Source organism: Variovorax sp. PDC80, assembly GCF_900115375.1.
Lineage (GTDB): Bacteria > Pseudomonadota > Gammaproteobacteria > Burkholderiales > Burkholderiaceae_C > Variovorax.
In genome coordinates, this window is record NZ_FOWG01000004.1 from 230,893 (window position 1) to 248,685 (window position 17,793).

Annotated in this window: 19 protein-coding genes; 5 read left to right on the plus strand and 14 right to left on the minus strand. The window is 70.4% G+C overall.

All coding sequences use genetic code 11. The annotated features are described in order from the left end of the window. Positions 1-4 precede the first annotated feature (4 nt). Both BM109_RS14505 and BM109_RS14510 read right to left on the minus strand, forming a co-directional pair. On the minus strand, positions 5-604 hold the full coding sequence (locus BM109_RS14505) for a VOC family protein (RefSeq protein WP_093343781.1): 600 nt from the start codon (positions 602-604) through the stop codon (positions 5-7). Then, complete coding sequence (locus BM109_RS14510) at positions 601-1,476, minus strand: fumarylacetoacetate hydrolase family protein (RefSeq protein WP_093343782.1); 876 nt, start codon at positions 1,474-1,476, stop codon at positions 601-603. Before BM109_RS14510 ends, BM109_RS14505 begins: the two co-directional genes overlap by 4 nt. 105 nt (positions 1,477-1,581) lie before the next feature. Here BM109_RS14510 and BM109_RS14515 point away from each other — a divergent pair, with 105 nt between their 5' ends. The 4 genes from BM109_RS14515 (at position 1,582) to BM109_RS14530 (ending at position 4,467) form a co-directional block, all read left to right on the plus strand. Next, positions 1,582-2,499 carry a LysR substrate-binding domain-containing protein gene (locus BM109_RS14515; RefSeq protein ID WP_093343784.1) on the plus strand — a complete coding sequence of 306 codons (918 nt, stop codon included), beginning with the start codon at positions 1,582-1,584 and terminating at the stop codon, positions 2,497-2,499. 49 nt (positions 2,500-2,548) lie between these two features. Further along, positions 2,549-3,388, plus strand: a complete 840-nt coding sequence (locus BM109_RS14520) for an isocitrate lyase/PEP mutase family protein (RefSeq protein WP_093343785.1) — start codon at positions 2,549-2,551, stop codon at positions 3,386-3,388. 5 nt (positions 3,389-3,393) lie between these two features. Next, complete coding sequence (locus tag BM109_RS14525; protein ID WP_057592366.1) at positions 3,394-3,981, plus strand: uracil-DNA glycosylase family protein; 588 nt, start codon at positions 3,394-3,396, stop codon at positions 3,979-3,981. A gap of 84 nt (positions 3,982-4,065) precedes the next feature. Then, the gene (locus BM109_RS14530) at positions 4,066-4,467 is read left to right on the plus strand and encodes a RidA family protein (protein ID WP_093343787.1); all 402 of its coding nucleotides are present in this window, start codon (positions 4,066-4,068) and stop codon (positions 4,465-4,467) included. A gap of 106 nt (positions 4,468-4,573) precedes the next feature. On the opposite strand, the gene BM109_RS14535 is transcribed toward BM109_RS14530, so the two are convergent. Then, positions 4,574-6,280, minus strand: a complete 1,707-nt coding sequence (locus tag BM109_RS14535) for a hypothetical protein (protein WP_371268811.1) — start codon at positions 6,278-6,280, stop codon at positions 4,574-4,576. 54 nt (positions 6,281-6,334) lie between these two features. Further along, complete coding sequence (locus tag BM109_RS14540; protein WP_057598545.1) at positions 6,335-6,556, minus strand: DUF1127 domain-containing protein; 222 nt, start codon at positions 6,554-6,556, stop codon at positions 6,335-6,337. Positions 6,557-6,666: 110 nt separating this feature from the next. Between BM109_RS14540 and BM109_RS14545 the strand changes: the two genes are divergently transcribed. Next, positions 6,667-7,557, plus strand: a complete 891-nt coding sequence (locus BM109_RS14545; RefSeq protein WP_093343790.1) for a LysR family transcriptional regulator — start codon at positions 6,667-6,669, stop codon at positions 7,555-7,557. A gap of 6 nt (positions 7,558-7,563) precedes the next feature. Here BM109_RS14545 and BM109_RS14550 read toward each other — a convergent pair whose 3' ends face one another. The 10 genes from BM109_RS14550 to urtB form a co-directional block, all read right to left on the minus strand. After that, positions 7,564-8,181: an ANTAR domain-containing response regulator gene (locus tag BM109_RS14550; protein ID WP_281078057.1), complete on the minus strand. Its 618-nt coding sequence runs from the start codon at positions 8,179-8,181 to the stop codon at positions 7,564-7,566. Positions 8,182-8,515: 334 nt separating this feature from the next. Further along, positions 8,516-9,670 (minus strand): ABC transporter substrate-binding protein, encoded by a 1,155-nt coding sequence (locus tag BM109_RS14555; protein ID WP_093343792.1) that lies wholly within the window; start codon positions 9,668-9,670, stop codon positions 8,516-8,518. A 96-nt stretch (positions 9,671-9,766) separates the two neighbouring features. Beyond that, entirely contained in the window at positions 9,767-11,419 is a 1,653-nt protein-coding gene (locus BM109_RS14560) for a nitric oxide reductase activation protein NorD (RefSeq protein WP_143129166.1), read from the minus strand. Continuing rightward, positions 11,416-12,234: a CbbQ/NirQ/NorQ/GpvN family protein gene (locus BM109_RS14565; RefSeq protein ID WP_093343794.1), complete on the minus strand. Its 819-nt coding sequence runs from the start codon at positions 12,232-12,234 to the stop codon at positions 11,416-11,418. The genes BM109_RS14560 and BM109_RS14565 overlap by 4 nt, the downstream gene beginning before the upstream one ends. Then, on the minus strand, positions 12,231-13,241 hold the full coding sequence (locus tag BM109_RS14570) for an alpha/beta fold hydrolase (protein ID WP_093343795.1): 1,011 nt from the start codon (positions 13,239-13,241) through the stop codon (positions 12,231-12,233). The genes BM109_RS14565 and BM109_RS14570 overlap by 4 nt, the downstream gene beginning before the upstream one ends. An 11-nt stretch (positions 13,242-13,252) precedes the next feature. Beyond that, positions 13,253-14,290 carry an aliphatic amidase gene (locus BM109_RS14575; protein ID WP_093343797.1) on the minus strand — a complete coding sequence of 346 codons (1,038 nt, stop codon included), beginning with the start codon at positions 14,288-14,290 and terminating at the stop codon, positions 13,253-13,255. 39 nt (positions 14,291-14,329) lie between these two features. Then, complete coding sequence (urtE, locus tag BM109_RS14580) at positions 14,330-15,019, minus strand: urea ABC transporter ATP-binding subunit UrtE (RefSeq protein ID WP_057592373.1); 690 nt, start codon at positions 15,017-15,019, stop codon at positions 14,330-14,332. A 13-nt stretch (positions 15,020-15,032) separates the two neighbouring features. Beyond that, complete coding sequence (gene urtD, locus BM109_RS14585; protein WP_057592403.1) at positions 15,033-15,815, minus strand: urea ABC transporter ATP-binding protein UrtD; 783 nt, start codon at positions 15,813-15,815, stop codon at positions 15,033-15,035. Between the two features lie 14 nt (positions 15,816-15,829). Then, entirely contained in the window at positions 15,830-16,882 is a 1,053-nt protein-coding gene (gene urtC / locus BM109_RS14590) for an urea ABC transporter permease subunit UrtC (RefSeq protein ID WP_093343800.1), read from the minus strand. A 4-nt stretch (positions 16,883-16,886) separates the two neighbouring features. After that, on the minus strand, positions 16,887-17,789 hold the full coding sequence (gene urtB / locus BM109_RS14595; RefSeq protein WP_093343802.1) for an urea ABC transporter permease subunit UrtB: 903 nt from the start codon (positions 17,787-17,789) through the stop codon (positions 16,887-16,889). Between the last annotated feature and the right edge of the window lie 4 nt (positions 17,790-17,793).

The window sequence follows — 17,793 nt, forward strand, 5'->3', positions numbered from 1 at the left end:
CTTGTCAGGGCACGAACATGTCCCACGGCCCCTGGCCTACTGGCAGGCCGGGCCGCGCGGTCAGCGAAGCCAGCGGCTCGCCGGCCTCGAAGCGCGCGGCCAGGTCCGCGGGGTCGAACACCACGCCCATGAAGTTCTCGGCATAGGCACCGCCCGCGAAGAAGGCGTCGACCTCGGCGGCGGTCTCGAACACGTCGTGCTGCAGCTCGAGCCGGTGGCCGTCGGGGTCACGGTAGTACATCGAGATCGTCGGCCCGTGGTTGATGCACCAGTAGGGCACGATGCCGAGCGCGGCCAGCCGCCGGTGGTTGGCGAGCAGCGCGGCCAGCGAGCCGTAGGTGAAGGCGATGTGCTCGAGCCCGGTGTTCGCATCGGCCTCGCGGCCCAGGTCGGGGCGCGCGATCAGGCCGATGCGGTGGTGCTCGTCGTCGTAGCTCAGGAAGCACAGCATCTCGTTCTCGAAGGCCACGCGCGCCTGCAGCACCGCGAGGTACCAGGCGCGCGAACGCGCGAGCTCGGCCACGCGCAGCACCACGTGGGCGAGCTTGACGGGCCGCAATGCGGGAGAGGCGAGGTCGGGCAGGGCGCGTTGGGGTTCGTTCATCGGGCGGTCTCCATGGGTTCTTCCACCACGCGGTTCTCGATGTGGCCGATGCCCTCGATCTCCACGCGCACCACGTCGCCCGCCACCAGGTAGCGCGGCGGATCCATCAGGCCGCCGACGCCCGCGGGGCTGCCGGTGCTCAGCACGTCGCCGGGCTCGAGGGTGAAGGCGGTCGTGAGTTCGACCAGCATGGCCTCGATGCGATGGATCATCTGGGCCGTGTTGCCGTCCTGGCGCAGCTCGCCGTTGACCCAGGTGCGCAGCCGCAGCGCATGCGGGTCGGCGATCTCGTCGCGCGTCACCAGCCAGGGGCCGAAGGGGCCGTGGGTATCGAAGGACTTGCCCAGCGTATGCGTGGGCGCGCGCAGCTGCCAGTCGCGCACGCTCATGTCGTTGACCACCACATAGCCCGCGACCATGGCCATCGCCTCCTCGGCGTGCACATGGCGGCAGCGCCGGCCGATGACCACGCCGAGCTCGCCCTCGTAGTCGAACTGCGCTGACACGCGCGGCCGGTGCACGTCGTAGAAGGGGCCGGCCACGCACGACACCTGCTTGTTGAACCACACCTGTCCCGGCGGCCGCACGAGGCCGAGCTTCGCGGCCTCCTCGAGGTGCGAGGCGTAGTTGCCGCCGAGGCCGAGGAACTTGCGCGGCGCGGGCACCGGCGCCGTAAGCCGCACATCGGCCAGCGGCAGACGTGGTGCCGTCTCGATGGCCGCGTGCAGCCAGGCCAGGCCCTCGTCGCCGCGCGCCAGCAGCTCGCGCACGCCGGCCGGCGCGCCGGGCAGGGCGCTGGCGTCGAGCACGTCGTCGTTTCGGACCACGCCGAAGCGAAGGGCACCGCGGTGATGGAAGCTGGCGATTTTCATGGGCGTGGACATTGACCGATATGAGGCGATCGATGATGCTGATGGAACGAAACGACAACAATCCGCCGAAAAAGAACGGATCGTTCTGCCAGCGGAACAGGAGACATGGACGATTTCAACGACCTCGCGCTGTTCGCGCACGTGGTGCAGCAGCAGGGCTTCAGCGCCGCGAGCCGGCACCTGGGCATTCCCAAGTCGCGCCTGAGCCGCCGCGTCGCGCAGCTCGAGGAACGGCTGGGCGTGCGGCTGTTGCAGCGCAGCTCGCGCCGGCTGCTGCTGACCCATGTCGGCGAGCAGTTCTACGAGCGCTGCCAGGCCACGGTGGCCGCGGGCGAGGAGGCCTTCGACGTGGTGCGCCAGGCGGTCGCGCGGCCGCAGGGGCCGCTGCGCGTGAGCGCGCCCTTCACGCTCGCGCAGTTCTGGCTCACGCCGCTGATCCCCGATTTCATGCGCGCCTTTCCCGAGGTGCGGCTGTCGCTCGAGGTCAGCCACCGGCGCGTCGATCCGCTGCAGGAGAACGTCGACGTGGTGCTGCGCGTGCGGCGCCCGCCGCTCGAGGATTCGAGCCTGGTCGCGCGGCCGCTGGGCCGCACGGTCGACGTGCTGCTCGCGAGCCCGGCGCTGCTCGAGCGCCTGGGCACGCCCGCGAGCCTCGACGACCTGGCCGCCTGGCCGATGCTTTCGCTGCCCGACACCGGCGAGCGCCACCTGTGGCGGCTGGAGCGCGGCAAGCAGGTGCACGAACTGGACTTCGTGCCGCGCCTGGTCGCCGACGACATGTTCGCGCTCCGGCACGTGGCGCTGCAGGGCCTGGGCGTGGCGCTGCTGCCCGAGATCCTGTGCCGCGACGAGCTGCGCGAGGGCCGCCTAGTGCACCTGTTTCCCGACTGGGCCTGCACCGCGAGCGAGATCCAGGCAGCCTTCGCCACGCGCCGCGGCATGCTGCCGGCGGTGCGCGCCTTCATCGACCACCTGCTGGCCCATCCGCCCGGCGCGCCGCAGCCGGGCGCTGGCTTATCCTGAACGGCTTCGCGCCCTGGCATCGAATTTCATCGAAGAAGGAACAGACCCCATGACCCCCACGAACCCCACCGTCGCCGAGAAACGCGCGGCCTTCCGCGCGCTGCACGCCCAGGGCTGCTTCGTCATCCCCAACCCCTGGGACACCGGCAGCGCGCGCTACCTCGAAGGCCTGGGCTACAAGGCGCTCGCCACCACCAGCTCGGGCTTCGCCTGGTCGCACGGCCAGGCCGACGGCGCCATCGCGCGCGACGCGGTGCTCGCGCACCTGCGCGAACTGGTGGCCGCCACCTCGCTGCCGGTCAATGCCGATTTCGAGAACGGCTTCGGCGCCGATCCGCAGGCCGTGGCCCAGAGCGTGCGGCTCGCTGTCGAGACCGGCGTGGCCGGCCTGTCGATCGAGGACTCGACCGGCCATGCCGACGCACCGCTGTTCCCCATCGAGGTCGCGGTCGAGCGCATGCGCGCCGCGCGCGGCGCCATCGATGCGGCGGGCGGCGACACGCTGCTGATCGGCCGCGCCGAGAACTTCTTCGCCGGCCGGCCCGACCTCGACGATGCGATCGCGCGCCTCAAGGCCTACGCCGACGCCGGCGCCGACTGCCTCTACGCGCCCGGCATCAAGACGCGCGAGCAGATCGCGGCCGTGGTCGCGGCGGTCGCGCCCAAGCCGGTGAACCTGCTGGTCGGCGCGACCAGCGAACTCACGATGAAGGACATCGAGGCGCTCGGCGTGCGCCGCGTCAGCGTGGGCGGCGCGATGGCGCGCGCGGCCTGGGGCGGCTTCATCCGCGCCGCGCGCACGCTGGCCGACGAGGGCCGCTTCGACGGCTTCGCCGACGCCGCGCCCGGGGCCGAGCTCAACGCCTTCTTCAAGCCCTTCGGCCGCTGACGCGCGTGGAGCCGCTGCTCGCCGAGATCCGCGCCTGCCGCGTCTGCGAGGTGCATCTGCCGCTGGGCCCGCGCCCGGTGGTGCAGGCCGGCGCGCAGGCGCGGCTGCTGATCGTTGGCCAGGCCCCGAGCATGACGGTGCACCGCACGGGCGTGCCCTGGGACGACCGCAGCGGCGACCAGCTGCGGCGCTGGCTCGGCGTGGAGCGCGAACTGTTCTACGACGCCTCGCGCATCGCGCTCGTGCCCATGGGCTTCTGCTACCCGGGCCGCGGCACCAGCGGCGACCTGCCGCCGCGCAAGGAGTGCGCGCCGCTGTGGCACGAGCGGCTGCTGGCGCAGATGCCGCGCGTCGAGCTCACGCTGCTGATCGGCCAGTACGCGCAGCGCCGCCACCTGGGCAGCCGGGCGCGCGATGGCGTGACCGAGACCGTGCGCGCCTTCGCGGAATTCGCGCCGCGCGTCATCCCGCTGCCGCATCCCTCGCCGCGCAACACCGGCTGGCAGCAGCGCCATCCGTGGTTCGAGAGCGAGGTGCTGCCGGTGCTGCGCGAGCGCGTGCGGCTGGCATTGGGCATGGGCACGGGCGGCTGAACGCTTCGTCGCGGGACGAAGCGTGCGGGGGACGAAGGCCGCACCATCGCGGTCATCGTCATCCACCGCAACAGAAGGATTCCCATGCCCGCGCGCGAAGTCATCCGTGTCGAACCCCTCTCCACCTGGCTCGATCGCTGGAAGGCACCGGCCTCCATCGTCACGCGCCATGGCGACACCGTCTATGTCTCGGGCCTGCCGCCCTTCGATCCCGAGACCGGGCAGGTGGCGGTCGGCGCGTCGGTCGAGCGGCAGGCCGAGCTGGTGCTCGAACAGCTGAAGCTGTGCCTGGAGACGGCGGGTTCGTCGCTCGCGAATGCGCTCAAGTGCAACGTGTACTGCACCTCGGTGGAGAAGTTCGCCGCGGTCAACGCGGTCTATGCGCGCTACTTCCCCGAGTCGCCGCCCGCGCGCATCTTCGTCTGCGTGCCGGCCTGGTTCGGGCCCTTCGACATCGAGATCGACTGCATCGCGGCGCGCGGCTGAGATCTGTCCAACCGTTCGGGCTGAGCTTGTCGAAGCCTCGCGCAGCGCTTCGACAAGCTCAGCGTGAACGGTTGGGTGGTGTGTTCGCCCGGGTCTTTTCGGGCTGCTATGTCTTCTTCCTCGGCCGCGCCGCCGGCCGTCGCGGCGGCTTCGCCTCCAGCACCAGCTCGGCCGGCAGGCCGTCGTTCCACGACTCGGCGAAGTAGGCGCGGTCGCTGGGCACCAGCTGCGGCAGCGCCTCGCGCAGCGTGGCCAGCGAGCGCTCGGCCGCCTTCAGGTCGCCCGCATGGGCCGCGTACCACGCATGCTCGAACAGCAGGCTGCAATGCTGCAGGCCCGGGTAGCGGCGCCGGCCGGCCTGGTGGTCGGCCAGCCGCGCCTGCGCCACCTCGACCCAGCGCGCGGGCCAGTGCGTGGCGTCGAAGGCATCGGCGAGCGGACCGGCCAGCGCCGAGATCGCGGCCGGGTCGAGCGGCGCCTGGGCGCGGAACTGCGCGAGCGTGGGCCGGGGCTCGGCGCCGCAATGGCCGCGCGCGATGCGCATCAGGTAGATCGCGTTCCAGGCCGAGCGGCCCTGGCCATCGGCCTGGCCGCAGAGCCATTCGCTGAAGGCGATCCACTGCACGGCATGGCGCGTGGTGTCGGACGCTGCCGGGGCATCGCCGCGCCGCTTCGGGCCGCCCGCCGGCGCCGAGGGGAGCGCGGGCAGCGCGAGGCCCACGCGGTCGAACAGCCACACCGCCATGCCGAGGTTGGCCGCCACGTGCTGGGCGGCGTCGAAGGAGTGCGACTCGAAGGCCGCGGTCAGCGCGTCGCCGAAGCGGCGCAGCGATTCCTCGGCGAGCAGGCGGGCGGCCGGCGCATCCTCGGCCGCGAGCGCCAGCGCGCGCGAGCGGCAACCGAGCGCCCACAGGTTGCACCATTCGAAGCGCACGTCGGGATGGTGGCGCAGCACCACGCTGCGCGCCGGGTCGTCGGCCATGCCGCCGAGCAGCGACTGCGCCAGCGGCAGGTCGCGCGCGGTGTAGGCGCACCAGGCCGAGACGATGCATTCCATCGCGCCGAGGTAGTCGTTGCCCGCCACGTGGTGCGCCAGGCGCTGCTTCTTGAGCACCTCGAGCTGGCGGCGCGCCTGTTCGTTGTCGCCGAGGCGGCGCCACAGCATGGCCTCATTGAGCGTGACCAGCGCGCGCTGGAAGCCGCTGGCCGCGAGCGTGCCCGCGAGCCGTATCGATTCGAGCGCGCTCGGCTGGCCCGCGTCATCGCTGGCACCGCCGGCCACCGGCGTCATCAGCCGGCCCTGGCGCGCGGCCCGCTGCGCGGACACGAGCTGTTTCCAGAAGGCCGCGTCCTGCAGGTGCACCGCCTCGGGCGGCGCCGAGGCGCCCGCCGTCGCGCCCGTGCGCGCGCGCAGGCCGAGGAACGAGGCGATCTCGGCCGCGCTGGCGGCGCGCCCCTCGACCTCGCAGCGCACGCGCCGCGCCTCGGCCGGCGGCAGCCAGAACGGGCCCTGGCTGCGCCGCTCGGCATTGAGGAAGCGCGGCTCGCGCGTGCTGTCCTCGCCCCAGCCGACCTCGATGCCCCAGGCCTTGAAGTCGCGGAAGGCACGGCTCACGACCATGCGCAGGGTGCTCGCGTCCGACACTTCGCCGCGCAGGTCGGCCAGCCGCACCATCGGGGTCTGGCTGTCGTGCGCATGGCGCATGCGCACCAGCAGCCACAGCGACTGGAAGGCCGCGCGCCGGCCGTCGACCGACTGCGGGGAAGTGAGCTCGACGACGAGCGGGGATGAAGCGGAAGCGGGACTTGGCACGCCCCGCATTGGACCTCAAATCGAGGCCGCGGCAAGGGCCGGGGCGCGCTTCCTTCAGCTTGCGCGGTGGCCGTGCTCGCAGTGCGAGGGCGCGGGCTGCATCAGCCCCGGCAGTTCGCTGCGGCCAACGCCGAGGTCGCGCAGGTCGTGCTCGCTCATGCCGGCGAGCTGGCACGCATCGGCACGGGCCCGGCGGCGATTCGCCGCGTGCCGGCGCCAGCCGCGCAGGGCATGCAGAAGGCGTTGGCGAAAGCTCGGGGACGATGCGGTCTTCACGATGGGCTCCTGGGGGTTGCGGTGTCGGTGCGCTCATCTTCGGCGTCGCCGTGCTATTGTGGAAGTTGAGATTTCTGAGCCTTCTCATCAGCTTTCCTGATTCGACGCCCATGCGCCACCTCAACCTCGACCAGCTGCGCACCCTGATCGCGATCGCCGACCTCGGCAGCTTCTCGGCCGCGGCGCAGGCGCTGCACCTCGCGCAGCCCACGGTCAGCCTGCATGTCTCCGAACTCGAGTCGCGGCTCGATGCCAAGCTGGTGGTGCGCGGCGCGCGCGGCATCACGCCCACGGCGGCCGGCGCGGCGCTGGTGGAGCGCGGGCGCAAGCTGCTGCGCGACACCGACGATGCGCTCGACGCGGTCAAGCGGCAGGTCGAGGGCCGCAGCGGCCGCGTGCGGCTGGGCACGTCGACCGGGGTGGTGGTCGACCTGCTGCCGCAGGTGCTCGAGGCGCTGGGCGCGCAGGACGCGGGCATCGACGTCGAGGTGGCGATCCTCGGCTCGGGCGAGGCGCTGGCGCGGCTGGCCGCAGGCACGCTCGACATCGGCCTGGTGGCGCTGCCGCAGCCGCCGCTGCGCGACCTGGTGTTCACGCCCTGGCGCACGCAGCCGATGATGGCCTTCGTGCCGCAGCGCACGAAGGCGCCCAGGCGCGTCACGCCGGCCTGGCTGGCCGAGCAGCCGCTGATCTTCAACGACGCGACCACCCACATGTACCGGCTCACGATGGAGTGGTTCGCGGCCGCGGGCTTCGCGCCGCGCGCGCGCATCGAGCTCAACTACGACGCGGCCATCCGCAGCCTGGTGGCGGCCGGCTATGGCGCCGCGCTGCTGCCGCTGCAGCCCACGACCGACGCGGCGCTCGGCGAGCGCCTGCAGATCCTGCCGATCGTGCCGAAGCTCACGCGCCGCCTGTGCATCGCGCACCGGCCGCGCGCGCTGCTCGACGGCGCCACACTGCGGGTGCTCGAGGTGCTGGCGGGTTTCCGCCAGGCCTGAACGGTCTTAGGAAGCCTCGGGCTTGCGCGCGCCGAGCGAGAGGATCTCGTTGGCGTTGACGATGGCGGCCGCGATCTCTTCCATGGTGGTACGTTTGCTCATCGCCTGCTCGCGGATCAGGTCGTAGGCCTGGCCCTCCGACACGCCGTGCGTCTTCATGAGAATCGCCTTGGCCTCCGCGAGTTGGCGCACGCCCAGCAGCTTGGCCTCGGTCTTGCGCAGGCGCCGCGCGAGCGAGCGGTTCTGCTTGTGCGCCTCGCGCGCCACCACCAGCGCCGACAACAATCCGAAGGAGCGCACCGGCGAGGGCAGCACGGCCTTGGCGCCGATCTCGAGCACGGCCTCGACGATGGTCGGGTTCTCGTAGGTCACGACGGCGATGATGGCGGGCGCGTCCTCGCTCTTGGTCCACTCGAAGCGCAGGTTGATGAAGTCGGGCTGCACCGCCATGAAGGCCACGTCGATGCCCTCGGGCAGCGCCTGCACCGGCGGCCAGAAGGCCTGTACCTGGCAGCCGATGCGCTGCAGCTGCTGGGTGAGCTGGCGGCCGTCGCTGTCGTCGGGGTGGATGACTGCGATCTTCAGCAGGCGCAGTTCTTTGAGCTGCGGTGGTGTCACTCGCAGGGTGTGTCTTTTTGGGGGGCTTTCCACTTTCAGGCCTCTTGTTGTTGGTCTTGAGGCTTTTGTTCGGGGCGCGTGCACAGGACAGCGGGTACTTCCCTCCGCGAATGTCCCCCGCCCTTCGGGCTCCTCCTTGATTTCGCTGCGGGAAGCACCCACTGCCCTGTGCACGGGGACGCTCGGGTTGTGCGGCCGGTTCGACCGTCGTGCCCAGGCTCACGTCGATGGGGTACTCCCCGCAGCGAAATCAAGGAGGAGGCCGCAGGCCGGGGGACATTCGCGGAGGGGAGTACCCCGTCGGCGTGAGCCCCCCACAACGGTAGAAAGCACGTTCCACCTAGACCTCCAGCGTATCGAGCCGAGCCGTCCAGTCCCCGAGCGAATGCGTCACGAGATAGGGATCGGGATACACAGCACGCGTAGCCTGCCGAACGATGGTGAACTGCCCCTGCGCATCCACACGCCCGATGCGCGGATAGAGACAGGTGTGGTGGTTCGACGGATCGATCTTCACCCGCCCCTGCGGCGCATCGAACTCGGCCCCCAGGATGTGCGGCAGGATTTCCGCGATCCCGTCGCTGCCCGCTTGCGCGAAGGCATTGGCGTAGATGTGCATCTGGAAGTAGGCCGCTTCCCAGCACAGGTTGGGTACGCAGCCGTCGCCGAAGCGGGCGCGCAGTTGCGTCAGGCAGCGCTGGTTGGCCGGCGAGTCGATCGACTGGAAGTAGGGTGCCGCCGTGAAGTGCCCCGTCGCCACCCCGCGGCCCATCTGCGAGATCTCGGCCTCGGAGGTCGTGAGGCTCGCGATCGGCATGCGCTTCGGGTCGAAGCCGGCCTCGGCATAGGCGCGGTACAGGCTCGCGGTGGAGTCGCCCACCACCGTCGAGAAGATGAAGTCGGGCTGCTTGTCGCGGATGTCGGCCATGATGGCCCGGTAGTCCTTCTCGGTCGCGTCGAGCGCCGCGTAGTGCTCGCCGAGCTTCTCGCTGCCGGGGCGCTGCATCACCAGCTCGCCCATGATCCGGTTCGACTCGTAGGGGTAGATGTAGTCGGAGCCGATCAGGTAGACCCGCGCGCCGAAGTTCGTCGTCATGAACTCGGCCAGCTGCACGCTGTTCTGATTGGGCGCCGCGCCCGTGTAGATCACGTTGCCCGAATACTCGAAGCCTTCGTAGAGCGTCGGGTAGAACAGCAGTTTGTTCCACTTCTCGATCACCGGGATCACCGCCTTGCGGCTGCTCGACATGTAGCAGCCGAAGATCACGTTGACCCGGTCCTGCACGATCAGCTTCTCGGCCAGCTGCGCATAGCGCGCCGGGTTCGACTGCGGGTCGTGGCGCACGGCGACCAGCTCGCGGCCGTCGATGCCGCCGGCCGCGTTGATCTCCTCGATGCCGAGCAGTGCGCCCTGCAGCTGCGACAGGCCGATGGTCGAGGTGACGCCGGTTTCCGAATAGAGGATGCCGACGCGGATGGGATCCTTGTCAGCCATGGGCGGTCGTCCGTGAGGGGTGAGGGGCCGTCATGTCTTTTCTGTCTCGTGTGGGATTCGTTCGGGGCTCCACCCTATCGCAGTTCGATGCTTTCGTCAGTGGGCCGCGGCCAGCCGCGCGCTCATGCGCGCGAGCCGCGCGGGCAGGCTGCGCGCATCGTCGGCGATGCAATAGTTGCGCCAGCCGAAGATGCGCCGCACATAGGCGTCGGCCGCGGCATCGACCGCGATGCAGGCGGTGCGCACGCCCGCGCCGCGCGCCTCGGCCACCGCTTCGCGCGCATCCTCGACGAGGTACTTGGGATCGTGCACGTCGATGTCGGCCGGCGCGCCATCGGTCACCAGCAGGATGGCGCGCTGGCCCGCGAGCTCGCCCGCGAGCAGCGCCACCGCATGCCGCAGCGCCGCGCCCATGCGCGTCGAGTAGCGCCCGCGCACCGCGCCGATCGTCGCGCGCGCGGGCGGCGAGAGCGGCTGGCCGAACTCGAGCAGCCGGTAGTAGTAGACCTCGGCACGCGTGTTCGACGAGAAGCCGTGCACCGCGAGCCGGTCCGCGCCGCGCAGCCGCGCGGCGGCGAGCATCAGCGCGGCCTGCTTCTCGATCTCGAGCAGCGACAGGCCATGAGGGCCCGCATCGTTGGCCGAGGCCGACAGGTCGAGCAGCACCAGCACGCTCGACGGCCGCGGCGCCTTGCCGGGGCGCATGAACAAACGTGCGTCGGGGCGAAGCCGCTGGCGCCGGTCGACCAGCACCTCGATCGCCGCATTGAGGTCGATGTCGTCGCCCTCCCATTGCCGGCGCAGCCGGTGCCGGCGGTCGAGGTGGCGCGCGCGCGGCAGCGCCAGCGGCGGCAGGCTCTCGGCGCGCAGGGCCGCTTGTGCCTGGCTTGGCAGCAGGCCTTGCCACCCGGGAAGCTTCTCGATCACCGTGCACCAGTCGGGGCGCAGGCGTTCGAGGCGGCGGTCCCATTCGGGATAGGTGTAGCGGCCCAGCTCCATGTCGCCGAACTCGGGTGGCGCGCTGGCGGCCGCATCGCCCGCGTCGGAGGGCGGCGGCATGCGCGCGCCCGACTGCTGCAGCGCGATCGCCTCGTCGGGCGGTGGCGGCGTCGCATCGGCGCCGAAGTCCCAGAGCCAGCTGTTGTCGTCGCGCCAGGGCGCGGGCACCGCGTAGCCCTGGGGCTCGAAGCGCACGCGCATCTGGCCCAGGTCGTTGGCCAGGATCGAGGCGATCGCGCGGAAGGCCTCGTAGTCCGCGAGGCCCGCGCGCGCCGCGGTGTCCTCGAACAGCCGGCGCGCCTTCTCGACCCAGTGGCTGCCGTCCTGCAGCTCGGGCCGCAGCAGCAGCCGGTCCATGCGCAGCAGCAGCGCCTCGAAGCGCAGGTCGAGCGGATCGGGCTCGGGCGGCAACGCGTCGGCGAACCAGCGGTGCAGGCCGGGAAAGTCGCGCACCAGCAGCCGTTCGACGCGCGCGTCCTCGATCGCCGACACCAGCGCGATGCCCATCGGCCGCAGCGTGTTCGCACGCCGCGCGGGCGTCGAATGCCGCAGGTGCGCCACCGCATGCGCGACCATCGCGCGGCGCAGCGCCGGCGGGCTGTCCTCGGGAACCAGCAGCCGCCCGGCCGCGAGCACCGCGCGCGTGCCCGGCTTCGCGCCGGCCACCAGCGGCTCCACCTCGAGCGCCATGCCGGCCAGCCCGCTCGCGAGCAGCCCCAGCGCGGCGAAGCTGCCCGTGTCGCGCGTCATCCGAACTGGGCTTCGACGAAGCCCTGCAGCGCGCTCGCCATGTCGGGGTCGTCGGTCAGCGCGCGCGTCATCGTCATCTCGCAGCTCTCGCGCGGCGTCACGCCGTCGCGGATCAGCACGCCCGCGTAGATCAGCATGCGCGTCGACACGCCCTCGTCGAGCCCGCGGTGCTTGAGTTCGCGCGAGCAGTGCGCGACGGCCACGAGCTTGGCGGCCAGCGCGGTGTCGATGCCGGCCTCGTGCGCCACGATCTCGGCCTCGAGCGCGCCATCGGGATAGTCGAACTCCAGCGCCGCGAAGCGCTGGCGCGTCGAGGGCTTGAGGTCCTTGGCGCTGCTCTGGTAGCCGGGGTTGTACGACACCACGAGCTGGAAGTCGGGGTGCGCGCGCACCAGCTCGCCCTTCTTGTCGAGCGGCAGGATGCGGCGCGCGTCGGTCAGCGGATGGATCACCACCGTCGTGTCCTGTCGCGCCTCCACCACCTCGTCGAGGTAGCAGATGCCGCCATGGCGCACCGCCAGCGTCAGCGGCCCGTCGTGCCAGGCTGTGCCGTCGGCGTCGAGCAGGTAGCGCCCGACCAGGTCGGAGGCCGTCATGTCCTCGTTGCAGGCCAGCGTCACCAACGGCCGGCCCAGCGACCACGCCATGTGCTCGACGAAGCGCGTCTTGCCGCAGCCGGTCGGCCCCTTGAGGATCAGCGGCATGCGGTGGCGCCAGGCCTGCCGGTACAGCGCCACCTCGTTGCCCGCGGGCCGGTAGAAGGGCTCGGACTCGATGCGCCAGGCCGCGAGCGGATCGTGCACGGGTGCGTTCATGGCGTGGCGAGCAGTTCCCGCAGGGCGTCGTCGATGAAGCGGGTGTCCACCGGGCTGCTGCCGCCGCCCGCGAAGTGGCCCCACACGCCCGGGATCGGCCGGTACTCGGCGTTCGGCATCTGCGCCACCTCCCATTCGTTGTCGGCGGCCGGAAAGTACAGGTCGCGCTCGGCCGGCATCACGATCGCGCGTGCGCGGATCGCGCCCAGCGCCTTCTTGAAGTCGCCGCCGAACACCGGGTTGGCGCTGATGTCGCCGTGCTGCCACGACCACAGCATCGCGAGCAGGTTGTTCGCATCCTTCTTCAGGAAGAAGCCCTCCCAGTAGCCGACCAGGAAGTCCTCGAGCGAGCTGAAGCCCAGTTCGCGCCACAGCTCCTGCCGGTAGAAGGGCTGCGACAGGCCCCAGCCCGCATAGACGCGTCCCACCGCGCGCAGCCCGCGCGTCGGCGGCGTCGTGTACCAGCCGCCGTTCCAGGCCGCGTCGCTGGTGAGCGCCGCCTTCACGCCCTCGAGGAACACGATGTTGTGCGGCGCCGTCCTGGCCGAGCCGCAGAAGGGCGCGATGCGCTCGACCATCTCGGGGTAGAGGCAGCCCCACTGGTTGGTCTGCTGCGCGCCCATCGACCAGCCCACCACCAGCGCGATGCGCTCGATGCCGAACTGCTCGGTCACCAGCCGGTGCTGCAGCCTCACGTTGTCGTAGAGCGTCACGCGGGGGAAGCGCGCCAGGTCGTAGGGCGGCGGCGTATTGCTCGGCGAGGACGACAGGCCGTTGCCCAGCATGTTGGGCACGATGATGAAGTACTTCGCCGGGTCGAGCGCCATGCCCTCGCCGATCAGCCACTCGTTGTCGTGGTGCTGGCCCGAGTACCAGGTCGGGTAGACGACGACGTTGCTCTTGTCGGCATTCAGCGTGCCGTAGGTCTTGTAGGCGAGCTTCGCGCCGCGCAGGGTGGCGCCCCGCTGCAGCACGACGTCGCCGAGCTCGAAGATCTGGTGATCCATGGGGCGGCGCTTCAGCGGTGCTTGGCCGGCTCGTTCGGAATCCCCTCGATCGGGCACTCGGGCGTGCCCACGGTGCTGCGCGTGAACGACTCCACCCTCTCGCGCGTGCCCTCGGGGTCGTTGATCCACTGGGTGTAGAAGTTGTAGGGGCAGGTCGCCACGCCCTTGTCGCCGTCGCCCGAGTTGATGGTGCCGGTGTAGCCGCGGTGCACCAGCTTGAACAGGTGGTTCTGCGACTGGCCGTTGCGCCGCGCGTCGCGGATCAGGCTCATCGAGAGCTCGGCGTAGTTGATGCCCATCTCCTCCTCGCCGCATTCGCCGAGCGTGCGGCCGTCGAAGCCGATCAGCGCCGAGTGGCCGAAGTACGAGTACACGCCGTCGAAGCCGGCCGCGTTGGCCACTGCCACGTAAGTGTTGTTCATGAAGGCCATGGCCTTCGACACCAGGATCTGCTGTTCCTTGGCCGGGTACATGTAGCCCTGGCAGCGAATGATGAGCTCGGCGCCGCGCATCGCGCAGTCGCGCCAGATCTCGGGGTAGTTGCCGTCGTCGCAGATGATCAGGCTCATCTTCATGCCCTTCGGGCCTTCGCTGACGTAGGTGCAGTCGCCCGGGTACCAGCCCTCGATCGGCACCCACGGCATGATCTTCCTGTACTTCTGGACGATCTCGCCCTGGTTGTTCATGAGGATCAGCGTGTTGTAGGGCGCCTTGTTCGGATGCTCCTCGTGGCGCTCGCCGGTCAGCGAGAACACGCCCCAGACGTTGGCGCGCCGGCAGGCGTCGGCGAAGATCGCGGTCTCCTCGCCGGGCACCGAGGCGGCCGTGTCGTACATCTCCTTGGCGTCGTACATGATCCCGTGCGTGGAGTACTCGGGAAAGATCACCAGGTCCATGCCCGGCAGGCCTTTCTTCATGCCGACCAGCATCTCGCCGATCTTGCGCGCGTTGTCGAGCACCTCGGCCTTGGTGTGAAGGCGGGGCATCTTGTAGTTGACGACCGCGACGCCGACGCAATCGTTGCTGCTCGAAATATCACCATGTCTCATGACGCTGCTCCTGAAGGGGTGGTTGGGAAGGGAAGGGGTTCAGACAGTGAGGAAAGAGCGGACCTTGTCCTGGTCGAGCGTGGCGCGCGCCTCGTCGTGCACCAGGCGGCCGCGGTCGATCACGAGGAAGCGGTCGGCCAGCGCGAGCGCGAAGCTCAGCACCTGCTCCGACACCACGATCGCGAAGCCGCGCTCGGCGCGCAGCACGTTCAGCGTCTGCGCGATCTCCTTGATGATCGAAGGCTGGATGCCCTCGGTGGGCTCGTCGAGGATCAGCACCTTGGGCTCGGAGATCAGCGCGCGCGCGATCGCCAGCATCTGCTGCTGGCCGCCCGAGAGGTTGCCGGCCTTGCGCAGCCGCATGTCCTGCAGCACCGGGAAGAAGCGGTAGAGGTAGTCGGGCACCGTGCGGTGGCCCGAGCGCGCGGCGCCCGAGAGGATGTTCTGCTCCACCGTGAGGTGCGGGAACACCATGCGCCCCTGCGGCACGAAGGCCAGGCCCTGCGCCACGCGCTGGTGGCTCGGCAGCCGGGTGAGCTCGGTGCCGTTCAGGCGGATGCTGCCGCCGCGCGCGGGCAAGAGGCCGATCAGCGACTTCAGCAGCGTGGTCTTGCCCATGCCGTTGCGGCCCATGACGGCGACCGCCTCGTCGGGCGCGACGCGCAGCGAGACATCGTGGATCACGTGCGACTCGCCGTAGGCGACATCGAGTGCGGAGACTTCGAGCATGCGGTGGGCTCCTTCAATGGCCGAGGTAGACGTCGATCACGCGCGGGTCGGCCTGCACCTCGGCGGCCGTGCCCTCGCTGAGCAGCCGGCCCTGGTGCAGCACGGTCACGCGGTGCGCGATGCGCTTGACGAAATCCATGTCGTGCTCGATCACCACCACCGACTTGCCCACCGAGATGCGGCGCAGCAGGTCGCCGGTCTGCTCGCGCTCGCGCGGGCTCATGCCGGCCACGGGCTCGTCGAGCAGCAGCAGCTCAGGCTCCTGCATCAGCAGCATCCCGATCTCGAGCCACTGCTTCTGGCCGTGGCTCAACTGGCCCGCGCGGCGGTCGAGGCGCTCGAGCAGGAACACCTCGGCGGCCATCGCCTCGATGCGCTCGCGCAGCGCGCGGGTGCGGCGGAAGCTCAGCGACTGCCACAGGCCGTGCATGCGCGGCAGCGAGATCTCGAAGTTCTCGAGCACCGTGAGGTCCTCGTAGACCGAGGGCGTCTGGAACTTGCGGCCCACGCCGGCGCGCACGATCTCGTGCTCGTTCATGCGGCCCAGGTCCTGGCCGTTGAACAGCACCCGGCCCGCGCTGGGCCGGGTCTTGCCGCAGACCATGTCGAGCAGCGTGGTCTTGCCCGCGCCGTTCGGGCCGATGATCACGCGCAGCTCGTTGCGCTCGACCGAGAGGCTCAGGCCGTCGACCGCCTTGAAGCCGTCGAAGGAGACCGTGAGGTCCTCGACGCGCAGGATCTGCTCGTTCGAGGGCGGCACGGCCGAGGCCGCCTGCGGCAGGCCGCCGTTGGGCATCGCCAGGGTCGCGTTCATGGCGCGGCCTCCGCGCCGCGGCGGCGCAGCAGCTTCTCGCCCAGGCCCGCCAGGCCGTTCGGCATCGCCCACACCACGAGGATGAAGACCGCGCCGAGGAAGTAGAGCCAGCCCTCGGGGAAGGTCTCCGACAGGTAGGACTTGAGGAAGCCGATCAAGAGCGCGCCGATCACCGCGCCGGGAATCGAGAGCCGCCCGCCCACGGCCGCGTAGATCACCATCTCGACCGAGGCCACCACGCCGATCACGCCGGGCGCGATCAGCCCCACCTGCAGGCTGTAGAAGGCGCCGCCGATGGCCGACAGCAGGGCCGCCACCGCGAACACGAAGGCCTTCATGTGCGCCGTGTTGTAGCCGCTGAAGCGCACGCGGTCCTCGCGGTCGCGGATGGCGATCAGGATCTTGCCGAAGCGGCTGCGCACGATCAGCAGCGCGCCCACCATGGCGAGCGCGACGGCCGCCACCTCGATGAAGTACATCGTCCGCTTGGCCGCGTCGCCCGCGATGTCCCACCCCAGCAGGGTGCGGAAGTCGGTGATGCCGTTGGCGCCGCCGGTGTCGCCCTGCTGGCCGATCACCACCACGGTGAGCGTGAGCGCGAGCGACAGCGTGACGATCGCGAAGTACACGCCGCTCACGCGCCGCTTGAAGATCGCGTACGAGAACACGTAGGCGAGCAGGGCGGGGATCGCGAGGATGCCGACCAGGGTCCAGCCCAGCGAGTGGAAGGGGATCCACCACGAGGGCAACTGCTCGACGCTGCTCCAGACCATGAAGTCCGGCAGCTCGGGCGCCGAGGCCTCGAGCTTGAGGAACATCGCCATCATGTAGCCGCCGAGGCCGAAGAACAGGCCCTGGCCCAGGCTCAGCACGCCGCCGTAGCCCCAGGTCAGCACCACGCCGATCGCGACGAAGGCGAAGGCCAGGTACTTGCTCACGAGGTTGAGGCGGAACGGATCGAGCGTGGCCGGCAGCACCACGGCCAGCAGCAGCACGGCCGCCAGCCCGACGAGGTCGCCGCGGCGTTGGGGAGAAAGCTTCGTGCCCATGCGCTCAGCTCCTCGAGCGGGTCGCGAACAGCCCGTTGGGCCGCACGTAGAGCACCGCGATCACCAGCAGCAGGATCGTGGCCTTGGCCATCGAGCCGCTCATCAGGTACTCGAGCCAGGTCTGCGACTGCGCGATGGCGAAGCCCGAGAGCGCGGTGCCGATCAGGCTCTGCACGCCGCCGAACACCACCACGATGAAGGAGTCGACGATGTAGAGCTGGCCGGTGCCGGGGTTGGTCGAGCCGATCATCGTGAACACCGCGCCCGCAATGCCCGCCAGGCCCGCGCCCAGTGCGAAGGTCAGCGCATCGACGCGCTGCGTGTCGATGCCGACCGCGCCCGCGATCGCGCGGTTCTGCGTCACCGCGCGCACCTTCAGGCCCCAGGAGGTGCGGTAGAGCAGCAGGTAGACGCCGATGGCGACGATGGCCGTGAGCCCCACGATGAACAGGCGCGTGAGCGGCAGCTGGATGCCCGGCGTCGGTTCCCACGCGCCGGCGAGCCAGGAGGCCAGCGGCACGCTGACTTCCTGCGCGCCGAACAGCGAGCGGTAGGCCTGCTGCAGCATGAGGCTCAGGCCCCAGGTCGCGAGCAGGGTGTCGAGCGGCCGGTCGTAGAAGAAGCGGATGAAGCCGCGCTCCAGCACATAGCCGAACGCGAAGGTCACGGCGAACGCGAACGGAATCGCGGCGAACAGGTAGAGGTCCATGAAGCCCGGCGCGTAGTGCTCGAAGAAGCGCGACGCCAGGTAGGTCATGTAGGCACCGAGCGCCATCAGCTCGCCGTGCGCCATGTTGATGACGCCCATCAGGCCGAACACGATGGCCAGCCCGATCGCCATCAGAAGCAGGATGGTGAACAGGCTCACGCCGTTGAACACCTGCATCACCGCGATGTCGAAGTTCATCGCG